Genomic DNA, 13,338 nt, shown 5'->3' with positions numbered 1-13,338 from the left:
TCAATAACTTAAGCTGAACCCATGCTGTACCAATGGGGCTAAAAGACCTAGGCATGTGTTAATTAAATTATCCTTCGCTTGCACTAATGTGGACGCATGGCATCTGGTTAAATAATCACACTTACTGAATGATAGCCATACACACCTATTGGTACCAATGTACCGCTTTATGTCGAGGAATACACTATGACAAATTTGAAAAGAAGTTTACTTGCTGCATTGTGCGTTTCTGTTCTGAGTGGTTGCGCGAGTACCGGTGAAGATGGTGAACGAGATCAAAATCGTGGTTTGAAAACTGGTGCGGCTGGTGGAGCCTTAGTTGGTTTAGCTATGGGGGCGGCGATGGGCGATGCAAGCCTTGCAGCCAAAGGCGCTATGGTAGGTGCGGCGACGGGCGCTGCAGCTGGTGCTGCAGCGGATTACCAAAATGATAGAGAAGATCACCGCAATGAAAACGCGACTAAAAACATCAACGTGAGTGGTCTGGGCAATACTGCTTTAGCCACACCAGCAGCCACTGCGATGCAAAATTGGGATAAGTTAGATACGTTTACAGGTCAATGGCGAGTTGATATTTGGGCATTTGATGCCAATGGTGAGCGCATTGAAGCTAATGGGACGGCAACAGGTAGCCTTGCAAAAACAACCGCTGCCGAACTTAATTTCGACGAACTCGCTGTTAATGGTGAACCTCATGCTTTAAATGGAAAAGTGAAACTCGCCTATACGCAAAATGATGGTTATAGCCTAAAAACGAATTTTAGTAATAATGAGCAGATGCGATTTTCTGGGGAGTTAGATGGTACCACTCAGAGATACAGCTATTATCCTGTGAATGTTCAGGGACAAACCTTAAATGGCGATGAGCGTAATAACATGCGTTTAGAGTTAAGGTTCATTGGTAATGATGTGTTCTTAGTCGATACCTTCAGCCAAATTAAAGGCGAAGAGCAGCAGATACAATCATATCGTTTTACTCGTCAGGGATAAGAGTCGCTGTAGACATCAAGGGAGCCGTGAGCTCCCTTGTTGATCATACATTAGTGACGAGAGTTAGAACCTACGGCCTATCGATACGATGAGTTGATCCCAGTTGAGGAATCCATACTCAGCAAAGATATTCCACTCATTATTTGGGCCAAAGTCATACACCATACTTACCGACATATTGTGGCTCTGCGAGCTAACCAAGTTAACATCGTAATCAACGGTTAAGCTGCCTGGTGCGCCTCTAGGTGAGGGCACATTAAAGACATAACTACCGGTAACATTCTGATTGATTAGCTGGTAATTATAGCCAAGCATAACAGCAAGCTTACCACCGTAGACATCGTGACGTTGTCCGACGCGCACTGAACCGATATAAGTTTGGATTTTACTGTCGGTTGTGGTTGTCCAGGAGTTAGTAAACGCGGCAACACCGGTAAAGATAAACGGGTGCATACCTGGAATTATCTCTGCTTGACCGGCTAAAACTGTACCTAAACCCACATTATAAGCGGTATAGTCGATAGGGATTGGCAGGACAACACCTTCAAAGCCACCACCGGGTAATCCTTCTGCATTACTCAGATCTGCGAGGATATTTTTCTCCCCTTTTGTATGCCCTATCAAGCCATAAACATTAAGAAAAGGCAGTACCCAAGCATCTATTTTTAGTTGGAAGCTTTGATCTTCACCTGTGATCACCACATCTTCTGCTGGAATAACGACATCGCTGTTGATATTACCAAGCCAGCCAGTGCCTTCTAATCCTAAATTGAAGTTATCTGTCGCGTCGTAGTTAACTGATTGGGTGTTGTAGTAGAAATTCATCCCGACTGGAATTGGCAGTTCATAGCCAAGCTCTCTGGCTTTTTCGCCAAGAAAAGGTAGATGACTCCAGTGCTCGGGTTGTTCTCTCTCTATATCGCTTGTCGCTGAATCCATATTTTCAGTATTCGTGGCTTCGTTGCTAAAACTTGAAGTACTAAAAGTGCAGAGGGCGGCGAGCGCCAATATTGGGTATTTCATGTTATTTATATCTCGGAAATGGAATTAAAAAGCTTCGGTAAACGTCAGATAAAATCCATTTCCATCTTCACTAAGTCCAAGGTCTAGGCGTACGTTCATTCGGGGTTGGAGTTCATAGCGGTAGCCAATGCCGTAGCTATAAAGGAGTGCTTGGTATAGATCGGTATCAGTGCCGGCGATAGCGCCAATACCGGCCCAAAGTGTCATACCGTGGGCAGAAAGATCGCCGTTGCCCCGTAAAAAGGTGTGGCGATACTCGAGGGTGTGTTCAATGGTGCTGTTATCTCGGTAGCGCCCTTGATAAATCCCTCGCAGTGAAGATTGGCCACCTAACGTAGGCATATCATAATAAGGGACATCTCCCGTACTCCACTGGAATGCGTTATAGAAGGCGAATACACGTCCCGGGTTAAGGCTTAAGTAGTAGCGATGATCAAGCAATACCTTTTCATATTGGTTATCACTGCCAAAAGCTGGATTATAGTTAATGTATTCAAAGTTAAGATATTGTCCCTCCCAGGCGTTAACTGTGACATCTCGACTGTCATAGTTGAGGCTAAATCCTAGCCCTATAGAAAGTGGTTTATCTTTGAATGCTTGGAAGTTTTCATCTTCAATCGCTGATGGAGGTAATGTGCTCTGATCGGGGTCAAAGTACTTAATTCTTATCGCAGGGCCAATATAGAAACCATAGGTGTTTTGGAAATCTAAGTTAGCGTTATAGGTCAGTGACATCTTATCTAATAGTGTGTCATCGGACGGCTCCCGTTGTTCACCTGCAACTTGGCCAACCCCCCAAAAGTTCTCACTCTGATTAGCGAGTAAAAAATGCCCAGTATAGCGGATAGCATTATTATCAAAAAATAGGTTTTGCTTTGAGCGAATACCGTAACCTAGACCGCCGTCTGTTTTGCTGCCGACCCCAAAAAGAGAGACGCTTGAACGTTGCAGCTCGGCTTGGTTTCGATCGGTTTTAAATGAGTAGAGCCCACCGACGGCAGCCATGATACCGCCCTCTGGTGAGTAAGCCGGCCCACCAAGAATGTCGAACATATCCAGTCCATTTTTGTCTATATGGGCGCTTTTGGCATACTCGAGATCTGTCTCATATAGGCTGAGCTGATCGCACTCAGGCTCTGAGCTGCAATCGTCTTGAGCCTCACTGGCTTCATCTATTGCTTTATCATAGGTATAGCTTCTTAATTCAGCTTGTTCAACAGTTTCAAAAAAGGGTAGCAGGCTATGCTTGGTAGGTAACGAGCTCGAATGCTCATGAGCGATGGCACCTGACATCATTGAACAACATGCGATGACAATGATTAATATTGGAACTTGAATGTATTTCAAGTGTTCTCCCCTATAGCTAAATATTTGTTATGACTTTTACTATGACAAACTGGACGTAAAATAAATGTGGAGTATACACATCTGTATAGTCTTTTGAATAAGTTTATATTAAATAATCTAGCTGCAGCTGAAGTTTTCTCTTAGTAATTAATAGTCGAGCAGAATAGCTTCTTCAAAATGTTTGCTTGAATGATTGATTAATGTTTTTTTTAAGTGCTGCGTCGATGATTTTTGAAATGTTTGGAGAGATGACTTGTTATTTATTGCTTGCCAATGTTTCCAGCTGTTAATAATTGCAACTAGTGGTAAATAACTTGTTAATGATTTTTTGAGCTTGCTCAAGTTTTAAGTACCACTTTGTGGGTAATATTGCTCTGTTCACAAAATAATTATATTGAACAACTCCACGGAGATGATGAGCAATGTTAAATACTAAAAAAAGTAAATTATGGTTAGTGCTCGCTGCTGCTATGACTATGGGAGTCGTAGGTTGTAGCGATGGTGAAGATGGCAAGGATGGCGAAGATGGTCAGCCTGGTGGCGGTGGTGAGCCAGGGACTTCAGGGATTCACATTGATATGGCTGCTGAAGCAGTAGCGAGTATCAGCAATGCGACATATGCAGACGGTATCATTACCGTTGATTTCGATCTGGAAAATAAACAGGGTGTAGGACTACACGGTCTGAGTGCTGAAAATGAATTTCATGATTTCCGCTTCTCGTTAGCCCAGCTAAAGACCAATGAAGGATCTGATTTAAAGCAGTGGATTTCACTATTAAATGAAACAACTAATGATGCTGGTACAACCTTCGAGCAAGGTTTTGAGCAGCTAAAAAACTGTGCAGAGTGTTTAGTTGATCATAAAGATGGTACCTATACCTATACATTCAGTACTAATCTAACTTCAGCTGTTGATCCTGCTGGTGTGGTATTTGATGCTGCGCTGACTCAACGTATTGCAATCGAGATGCAGTTTGAATATGACTCAGGTCATGAGCTAGCTGAAAATGCTCATTATGATTGGATCCCTGCTACCAATGGCACAGAGGGTCTTGAAACTCGTGAGTTAGTGACGCTTGAGACATGTTACACCTGTCATCAGCCTGACAGCCTTAAGGCTCACGGTGGTCGTAGACTTGATCTAGAAAACTGCCAGTCATGCCATAACGGTATTGTCTCTGATCCAAATGCTGTATCTGTTGAGCTAGGCCATATGGTACATGCGATTCATATGGGACCAGAGCGTGAAGGTAAAGATGCAGAAGGCAACGTTGTTCCTATGCCTTACACAATCGCGGGTTACGGCGGTGACCATGCATTTGATTACCCTGCATTCCCAACTAAGCCATTTATGGATTGTGCGGTTTGTCATGTGCAAGACGAAGAGCTAGCAGATAAAGATTTATGGCTGGCCAATGCCAATGCTAATGCATGTAGTGGTTGTCACACTGATTCACCAGCACAGCATAAATCAGATAAGAACCCTGAATTTGCATGTACTGACTGTCACAGTGTTGAGGTACATACTCAAGCAGCCAACCCTTATAAAGCAGCTAAAGATTACAGTGTAGAAGTCAGTAATGTGACTATCGATGCTGCTAACCTGATTAAGTTTGATATGAAGGTTATGGATGCCAATGGTGAGTTAGTTGCTAAGGATGAGGTTTATAAGGAAGGTTACAGCAAACCTTATATGGTTGTTAGCTGGGATGTAGAGAAAGACTACCCAGATTATAATCAAGCACCATACAGTGAGCGTCGAATCGATATCAAAGATGAGACTAAAGCGACTTGGAATGCTGATAACACGGTAAGTGTTGCTGTTACTATCAACTTCCCTGCAGATGTAGCAACACGTTCACTTGAAGTGCTACCTGTACTAAAAGTTTGTTTCGAAGAGGGGACTGATAAACGTACTAGCTGCGATGCTGAAAACGCTTACCCAGCTTATGTACAGACTCCTGCTTACCGCACAGTGTTAGCTGATGCTGAAGCCGTTGTTGGTGAGCGTCGTCCGATTGTTGATACTGCATCTTGTCATGGGTGTCATAGCTATGAGTTCTACCATGATTCAAATGGTGTGAACTGTATTGCTTGTCATACCAACGATAAGAGCCTTAAGGGCAATGGTGAAGCGAGCAATGGCGCGGCTTTACTTAAGTCTACCAGTTTCATGTACAAGGCCCATAAAGCTGAAGGACATGATAATGGCCATGGCGGAAGCGGTACAATCCTTAAGACAGACTGTACTACTTGTCACTCAGCAACTGAGGGATACGGTGGCTTGAAGTATGGCTTCGAATTAGGTCGTAATGCAGGTCAAGCTCATGCGATTCCAAGCACTCAGAGCCCTGCAGCAGATGAAGTGGTAGAAACCTTCTATGCCTCTCCTGATGTAGCTGCTTGTATGAGCTGTCACCAGAAGTATATGTCTGATGCTGCTATGTCGCATGTTAGAAGCAACGGTGGCTATTTCGGTGCTAACAAAGATGCTGATCATATCGTTGATGTGAATGATGCGGGTAATGCAAAAGATGCTAAGGAAGCTTGTGCAACTTGTCATAGCCCAGAGAAAATCATGGGTCACCACGGTTTTACTCTGTAATTGTTAAGTTCCTAGAGAGGCACTTAAGCTAGCTCTAGGAGTTTATGCTCCAAAATGTTTTCCTGCAAAAGCAAAGGCACCTTAGGGTGCCTTTTTTGTATTCTAACAGGACTAACAACAGTCATTGTTTAGAATTAATGCACTAATTCTGGTGGTGACTGATTAGTAGAAAAATGAGTTCAAAACCCTGAATACTATGAAGATCACTGTTTTAAGATACTCGTCTTGAGCTTGGTCACACTAGCAGATGAACACTGTAGACAAGTGTCTTAGATAAGGAATATAACCTATATCTAAATAGGTATTTGCTTGTATGGTAACTGCACTATTTGTAAAGATAATAACAACGGCTAACAATCAATTATTCAATGCAGGGGGATAATGATGGGGACTGCCAATAAAAGTTCACTTGAGTGTTTTCAAGAGTACGCCATGGTTAACAATGGTGCTGGCAATAAAGTTCGAAAGCGTATTTGGGAATTGACGTTAGAGGAGTGTAGAGAGCGCGCTCGGGTGCATGATGCCAAAGATGATGATGATAACTTTAGAATATTGACCTTGAAACTAGGTAAGAAAGTTCTGACTATGGAGCAGATCCACCATGGATGTTCACGGCTCAGAGTACCTAGGTTAAAAGTTGAAGAGATGAAAGCTAAGTTAATGCATGCTGTGAACTCAGGTGTATTTGATCAAGAACTTGTGCATGCTCAAAGACTTCAAACAAAAGCTGAACTTTGACCTTTTAATGGTCTAGACACTTAAAAAACATAAGTCTTATTGGCTTATGTTTTTTATTTTTCAATGAACACTTAATTGCTAATAAATATCATTTATATTTCCTGATATTCTCTCTCATTAAAATAATTCTATTCAGCTAAGGTTAATTATTACCGTGTATTATTTGCTCAGTAGTTTGATTCAGGCTAATGACAATAGATTTTAATTTTTATTCATCTTGTTAGCCCTTAACGACCTCGGAGGATTTATGATCGGTTTCGACCCTACTGTATTTGATTACAACGCCATGATAGCGATTCAGTTTATCACTTCACTGGGGTTGATTATCATGATCACCGTATTTGGTGCCTTTGCCTTCGCGTTATTCCAAGAGTGGAAAACAGTTCGTGAATACACCCTTAAAAAGCGTAATTGTAAGTTTTTTGAAAGCTTATCTAGGCATAGGTCAGGCACTAAGTAAATTTACTTGCTACTTGTTGATCTTGAAAAGATAAACTGGCGATACAACCACCACCACTAGCCTCTACCAAGCTAAAATCCCAGTGATACCTTTGGCAAAGAGCGTCAACTATCTGCAAGCCCAATCCATGTCCATTTGAAGAGTGTTCGGCTTCAGTTAATCCACTACCCGAATCGCGGACTTCAATCAAGTTGCTGCTAATCGTTAATGTTATCTCACCAGACTCTGTGGCATTAATCGCATTATGAAGTAAGTTGCTGAGTAACATCTTCAGCACAGGTTCACTTGGCCGGATTAAGGGTTCATCTAATAGGTTTAAAACTAAGGTTAAGCCTTTAGAGTCGATTAACGGCTTTAGGTATTCGAGTAGGCGTTCAATCTCTGCCGCATGTAGGCGTCTAGGTTGACTGTTTTCTTTAGATTGCTCCTGCTTCACTAAGCTAAGCAGTGCATCAATCGTATTTTGCATATCAATGGCTGACTTACAGATCCGTTCAGTTTGGCGTGTTTGAAACTGAGGATCGCCGCCCCTTTTTAATAACTTAGAGGCACCAAGAATAACGGTTAATGGGGTTCTTAACTCATGGCTAGCATATCGTGCAAACGCTTGCTCTTGCTTGATAAGTTGTTGGTTTTCTTGGTGGTAACTATTTAATGTGTCAGCAAGTTGAGTGAACTCTGAAGCTGAGCTCCCAGGGACTGAAAAACTTTTATTTTTATTATCAGATTTTAGCTGTGAGCTAAGGTGATCGACAGGCTGAACGAGGCGCTTTGATAGCTTGGAAATAGCAAAATCAAAGGCAAGATATAGGATAATCATGACCACCAGTGACGCAATATTTATGTGGCGCCACTCTTTTGAGGTCAGCTCAACACTATCTGCCTCCATGGTTAGGTATAACGAGTGTTTCACCCCATCTTTTAGGAATGTTTGATGGGATAAAAACATATCTTGGGCGATATCATCAGTGATTTCGGCATTGAAACCAATGGGGAAACTTCCTAACTGACCAAGATTTTTAGGTATGTCAGATACTGAGTCATAAGCAACAATATTTGGGCCGATGGCTAAGGGAGATTCAGCGCCTCGTTGAAACTTATCTATGGCGTAGTCGACACTTTGGTTTAAATTTCGCGTATTAATCTCATCCTCAAGCCAGTAAAGACCCGCTTGAGATAAAATAAATATCAGCACACCAATTGATAAGGCTATGCCATTAAAATACAGGCTTAGCTTATTGGTAAAAGTCTTTGTTGAGGAGTTAATTTTTTGACTCATTAGCATGCGCCGTTGTTTGTATCACTGCTTGGATCTTGCAGGAGCTTAAAGCCAATTTTTGGTACTGTGACTAATACTGGGTGATCGAAAGGTTTATCAAGTTGATTGCGCAATTGATACATGTGGCTGCGTAAAATATCATTTCCCGGCGGCATATCACCCCATAGCTCTTCAATAAGTTCTTCACGCTTGACGACATTAGGTGCTTTATTGATAAGCAGTTGCAATATTTGATAGCAAGCAGGGGTAAGAGCGAGTTTTCTACCCTGTCTAAACACCTGATGTTCAGCGGTATTTAATTCCACTTCACCGAAAGATATGACGCCTTTGGCAACCCGGCCTTGCTGTCTCTTTAGCAGAGCGGTCACTCTGACATCAAGCACATCTAAGTCAAAGGGTTTGGCTAGATAGTCATCGGCACCGGAGGCAAATCCATTAAGGAGATCTTGTTTATCATCGAGTGCGGTTAACATTAAGATCGGGGTCGTACACCCTTGCTCTCTGAGCTTATTGGAGACAGTTAAACCATCCATTTTCGGTAACATAAGATCTAAAATGACGACATCAAACGTGCCATTTAGTGCTAATGACAGCCCGAGTTCCCCATTCGTTGCAAAATCTACCTCTGCACCTTGGGCTTCAAAATAGTCCGCAAGGATCCCCGCTACATCCTGATTATCCTCAACGACGAGTATCTTTGTTCTATCCATGAGAGCTCCGTTAAAATTTAGAATTGTGTCAGTTGACTGTAGAAGAAATGTCGATGACAATAATTTCACAGCCTGTGTATCAAGCTGTATAGTGTAATTTACTCTTTTAGCCTGTACGGGAGACAAGTATGACACAGTTGGGAAATGATAATGATGGTAAGCAGCAAATCTGCCTTTCCGTCGTGATCCCTATGTTTAACGAATCAGAGGTTATCAGGCCTCTCTTTAAACGGTTAAGCAAAGTGTTATCACAAGTTTCTGTGACATCGGAGATTATCTTTATCGATGATGGTAGCAGCGATGATACATGGCAACTGGTGCAGCAACTCCCTTTATCAGTAAGTGAGCATCAATGCATCAAACTAAGCCGAAATTTTGGTAAAGAGGCTGCTATGACGGCAGGGCTTGAGCAGGCAAGAGGCCTTTGCGTTATCTTGCTCGATGCCGATCTGCAGGACCCACCTGAATTGATCCCGCAGATGCTTGAAGCCTGGAGAGATGGGGCTGATGTTGTCAACATGAAGCGTGATGAGCGCCATGGAGAGTCGTGGTTTAAACGCTTTTCAGCCGCTGCTTTCTATCGAGTGATTAACTCAATGTCCGACTCTGCGGTGCCTGAAAATGTTGGTGACTTTAGATTATTGAGCCGTCAAGTTGTCGATAGTATTAACTCATTACCAGAGCGTAACCGCTTTATGAAGGGGATCCTCAGTTGGCCTGGCTTTAGCCAAGTGACGATACTGTTTGATCGTGACCCTCGATTTATCGGTGAAACTAAATGGAATTACCCCAAGTTAGTAGGGCTAGCGATGGATGGCATTACCTCCTTTAGCATTAAACCTTTAAGACTGGCGACTTGGGCAGGTTTGCTCACTGCGTTAAGTGCTTTCATTTATGGTATCTGGGTGCTGGTGAAAACGTCCATTTGGGGAGATGCTGTTGCAGGTTATCCCTCTATGATGATTATCCAATTAGGCTTAGCCGGTATTCAGTTGCTCGCGTTAGGTATGATGGGAGAGTATATCGGGCGAATTTTTATGGAGGTAAAACAGCGGCCAATCTACGTGATAGGTGATGTGACTCATCAAGTCAGTGGTCGAGATAGAACGCCAAAGAGTAATGTCAGTTACTTGGACCAGACCCGATGAATAACAGATTAAGTAAGGCCTTGCTCGCCAACCCGTTAATGGCGGTGTTGAGTATTTTGTTACTTGTTCGCCTATTATCACTCGCTATCTATCCATTGATGGATACGACAGAGGCCCGATACGGTGAGATGGCCCGACTGATGGCCGAAACAGGCAACTGGTTAACACCACTGTTTAATTATGATGTGCCATTCTGGGGCAAACCGCCCCTGCATACTTGGATGAGTGCAACTGGCATTGAGTTATTTGGCGTTTCGGAGTTTGCTGTGCGCTTCCCTCATTGGTTGGCTGCAGTCGTGGTTATCGGATTAACCGCACATTTTGCTAAAACGTTGGGGTTATCAGCACTTAAAGTCGCCATTCTTCTGACCTCTACTGTGGTGTTTTATGTCAGTGCTGGTGCAGTCATGACAGATATGGCGCTGACTGTCGGTATGACGCTGGCTATGGTTGGCTTTTACCTGTGCTGGCAAGGTAACAAGTCTTGGGGCTATTTAGGCTTTGTGGGCTTAGCGATAGGTTTATTGGCAAAAGGGCCTGTCATACTCGTTCTTATGGGCTTAGCCGTTGCCTTATGGTTAGTCTGGGGCTTTGGTGCTATTAAGCCTTGGCGAGAGCTGGTTAAAAGAGTGCCGCTTGTGTCGGGCTTACTGCTGATGTTGCTCTGTAGTCTACCTTGGTATCTGATGGCTGAGCAGGCTACACCGGGTTTTCTTGAGTATTTCATTCTAGGAGAGCACTGGCTAAGGTTTGTTGATAGTGGCTGGCAGGGCGATCTATATGGCACAGCACATGATGAGCCTAGAGGCACCATTTGGCTATTCTTTGCTGTTGCCGCACTGCCTTGGACTCTATTTATTCCTCGCGCTTTATGGCGTCTATGGCGTAAAGGCCAGGGGCTTGATCTGCAGACAAAATTCTTTGTCAGTTGGATGATATCGCCAATGATATTATTCACTTTTGCTGGAAACGTACTGCCAGCTTATGTCCTTCCTGGCGTGCCGGCCGTTGCCTTGTTAATCGCTCATGCGTGGGCGGGGGCAGAAGTGCCTAAGTTTAAAGGGATAGCTTTAATTATCTCAGCTCTGTTATTACTCACCGCAATTGTATTAGGTTTAGGCCCAAGTAAAGATAAGAGTGACCGTTGGCTTTTACAGCAACGTACTCAAGCGCTTCCTACCTATTATTGGCAAAACCTTGAGTTCTCTTCCCGCTTTTATAGTCAAGGAAAGGCAGAGTTAGTAAAAGATGCAGAGGAGTATCGCCAGGTTCAAATGAGTCCTCATTATTTAGTGGTTGGGTTAAAGCAACTTCAGGACACTAGCGTGTTTGCTAACTGCCAGTTGCAAGCGCAAAGAAAAAGAAAAGCGCTGCTATTCTGTGAAAACCCATGAAGCTTCCATCTAAGCTTGCAGGGTTGAAAGAGGTAACTGGTTTGCAGTTCTTATTGGTAGGGGGCGGCGGTTTTGTTGTAGACATGCTGCTATTCCTATCATTCTCACATTATCTTGGTTGGCCTGTGATCGTCGCGAGATTAGCTGCCTTTGGTTTTGCGGTTATTTTTACCTGGTCGGGAAACCGCATTTTTACTTTTAGCCATCGGCCAAAGATGAAAAAAGGCAAGCAGTTATCGCTTTGTGCGCTTGTTGCTTGCTTGGCGGCTATGGTTAATCTGTCCGTGTTCTACTTTTTTAATTCACTCGCTATAGATGTTCCCTATTGGTCTGCTGCGTGTTTAGCCATAGGCGTGCTTGCAGGTCTAGTGATTAACTGGCTTGGGGCAAATAAACTCGCCTTTCGCTAGTGGTATATGCTCTGTGCTATTTCATCATTAAGTTTGTATTAATAAATTAATGAAGTTTAAGGTGAGTATCACGCTGCGGTTATGCGACAATATGGGTTATATTGCAGGGTTATGATTATTAAGTTATAGGCTCAAAGCCACTATATTATTGGCTGTTTGCCTGGAGTGAACATGATAAATAAAAAAACAAAAATCCTAGTTAGCGCAGCGACAGTATGCTCAATGCTCTTCATCTCAGGTTGTCAGACAACGAATCCGTACACCAATGAAGGCCAAAATGCTAAAGCCACTAATGGCGCCTTAATTGGGGCGATAGCTGGTGCCGCTATTGGTGTTGCATCTTCAAGTAAAAGTGACCGAGGTAAGGGCGCACTGATTGGTGCTGCTTCTGGTGCTGCATTAGGTGGTGGTATCGGTTATTACATGGATACTCAAGAAGCTGAGCTTAGAAAGCAGCTCCAATCTACCGGTGTGAGCGTGACGCGCTCGGGCGAAAATATTGTACTGAATATGCCTAATGAGGTGACTTTTGGTGTCGACGAGGTGAAATTAAACCCAGGTGCCAAGAATGTACTTAATAGCGTGGCTCTAGTTGCCAAGGAGTATGATCAAACTCAATTAAACGTATTAGGCTATACCGATAGTTCAGGTTCTGAATCGTATAACCTTCGTTTATCTAAAATACGTGCTATTGAAGTGGGTAATTACTTAGTTGCCCAGAAGGTAGAGTATGCACGAGTTAAATCTGAAGGTATTGGTGAGGCTAGACCGATTGCTACCAATAGTACCGCAGAAGGACGCGCTCAAAACCGCCGTGTTGAAATTATCTTGAGCCCACTGCCACAAGGCTAAAAACAGCCGAAGGGAGATGAGTTAAACCCTTAGGTCCAGCGAGCATCTTCTTTTACTGTCCCCCTAATAATGGCTTCCTTATGGATAATGCCGATCGTTTAAGAGGACTTGAACGATCCTGCAGATGAAAGATAATCCCTACCAGTATTCTGGTGGGGATTTTTTTATGTTTGCGCAAGAGCTTGAGCTAGTTCATGAGTCTGTTGAAGAAAGTGGGTCTTATGGTTCTGTAATGGAGGCTATTGATTCAGAGTGGATAGAGCAGTCATTACTCACAGCCAACAAGGCAAGTATCCGTAATCGCCGTTTGCCTGCACAGCAGGCAGTCTGGCTCGTGCTTTGGATGGGGTTAATACGTAACCAGTCCATCAAAGAGGTTTG

13 protein-coding genes are annotated in these 13,338 nt (G+C 43.3%); 9 read left to right on the top strand and 4 right to left on the bottom strand.

Going from position 1 to position 13,338, the window contains the following annotated elements; translation table 11 throughout:
• Positions 1–186: 186 nt before the first annotated feature.
• A complete protein-coding gene (locus BM736_RS10820; protein ID WP_076411843.1) occupies positions 187–990 on the top strand; it encodes a glycine zipper domain-containing protein in 804 nt (267 codons plus the stop codon).
• A 63-nt stretch (positions 991–1,053) separates the two neighbouring features.
• Here the strand turns inward: BM736_RS10820 and BM736_RS10815 are convergent, their stop codons facing one another.
• Entirely contained in the window at positions 1,054–2,013 is a 960-nt protein-coding gene (locus BM736_RS10815; protein WP_076411841.1) for a hypothetical protein, read from the bottom strand.
• Positions 2,014–2,037: 24 nt separating this feature from the next.
• Entirely contained in the window at positions 2,038–3,360 is a 1,323-nt protein-coding gene (locus BM736_RS10810; RefSeq protein WP_306170161.1) for a BamA/TamA family outer membrane protein, read from the bottom strand.
• Between the two features lie 422 nt (positions 3,361–3,782).
• On the opposite strand from BM736_RS10810, the gene BM736_RS10805 reads away from it, so the two are divergent.
• The 3 genes from BM736_RS10805 (at position 3,783) to BM736_RS10795 (ending at position 7,164) form a co-directional block, all read left to right on the top strand.
• Positions 3,783–5,966, top strand: a complete 2,184-nt coding sequence (locus BM736_RS10805; RefSeq protein WP_076411839.1) for an OmcA/MtrC family decaheme c-type cytochrome — start codon at positions 3,783–3,785, stop codon at positions 5,964–5,966.
• Between the two features lie 384 nt (positions 5,967–6,350).
• Positions 6,351–6,704 (top strand): hypothetical protein, encoded by a 354-nt coding sequence (locus BM736_RS10800; protein WP_076411836.1) that lies wholly within the window; start codon positions 6,351–6,353, stop codon positions 6,702–6,704.
• Between the two features lie 247 nt (positions 6,705–6,951).
• Positions 6,952–7,164, top strand: a complete 213-nt coding sequence (locus tag BM736_RS10795) for a hypothetical protein (protein ID WP_076411834.1) — start codon at positions 6,952–6,954, stop codon at positions 7,162–7,164.
• Here the strand turns inward: BM736_RS10795 and BM736_RS10790 are convergent.
• Complete coding sequence (locus BM736_RS10790; protein ID WP_256717783.1) at positions 7,157–8,443, bottom strand: HAMP domain-containing sensor histidine kinase; 1,287 nt, start codon at positions 8,441–8,443, stop codon at positions 7,157–7,159. The two genes, BM736_RS10795 and BM736_RS10790, sit on opposite strands and share 8 nt — an antisense overlap.
• A complete protein-coding gene (locus BM736_RS10785; protein WP_076411830.1) occupies positions 8,443–9,153 on the bottom strand; it encodes a response regulator transcription factor in 711 nt (236 codons plus the stop codon). Before BM736_RS10785 ends, BM736_RS10790 begins: the two co-directional genes overlap by 1 nt.
• 128 nt (positions 9,154–9,281) lie before the next feature.
• Here BM736_RS10785 and BM736_RS10780 point away from each other — a divergent pair, with 128 nt between their 5' ends.
• From BM736_RS10780 to BM736_RS10760, 5 genes are all read left to right on the top strand, one after another.
• Entirely contained in the window at positions 9,282–10,301 is a 1,020-nt protein-coding gene (locus BM736_RS10780; RefSeq protein WP_076411828.1) for a glycosyltransferase family 2 protein, read from the top strand.
• Positions 10,298–11,695, top strand: coding sequence for a glycosyltransferase family 39 protein (locus tag BM736_RS10775; protein WP_076411825.1), 1,398 nt, complete (start codon positions 10,298–10,300; stop codon positions 11,693–11,695). The genes BM736_RS10780 and BM736_RS10775 overlap by 4 nt, the downstream gene beginning before the upstream one ends.
• The gene (locus BM736_RS10770; RefSeq protein WP_076411823.1) at positions 11,692–12,105 is read left to right on the top strand and encodes a GtrA family protein; all 414 of its coding nucleotides are present in this window, start codon (positions 11,692–11,694) and stop codon (positions 12,103–12,105) included. Before BM736_RS10775 ends, BM736_RS10770 begins: the two co-directional genes overlap by 4 nt.
• 222 nt (positions 12,106–12,327) lie before the next feature.
• Positions 12,328–12,957, top strand: coding sequence for an OmpA family protein (locus BM736_RS10765; RefSeq protein ID WP_256717827.1), 630 nt, complete (start codon positions 12,328–12,330; stop codon positions 12,955–12,957).
• 166 nt (positions 12,958–13,123) lie between these two features.
• A partial coding sequence (locus BM736_RS10760) for a transposase domain-containing protein (RefSeq protein ID WP_179079049.1) occupies positions 13,124–13,338 on the top strand: 215 nt, incomplete at its 3' end.

The sequence above is a fragment of the Shewanella sp. UCD-KL12 genome, from assembly GCF_001957125.1.
GTDB lineage: Bacteria > Pseudomonadota > Gammaproteobacteria > Enterobacterales > Shewanellaceae > Shewanella.
The sequence above is the reverse complement of the archived record's forward strand: the minus strand, read 5'-3'. Positions and strand labels throughout refer to the sequence as shown.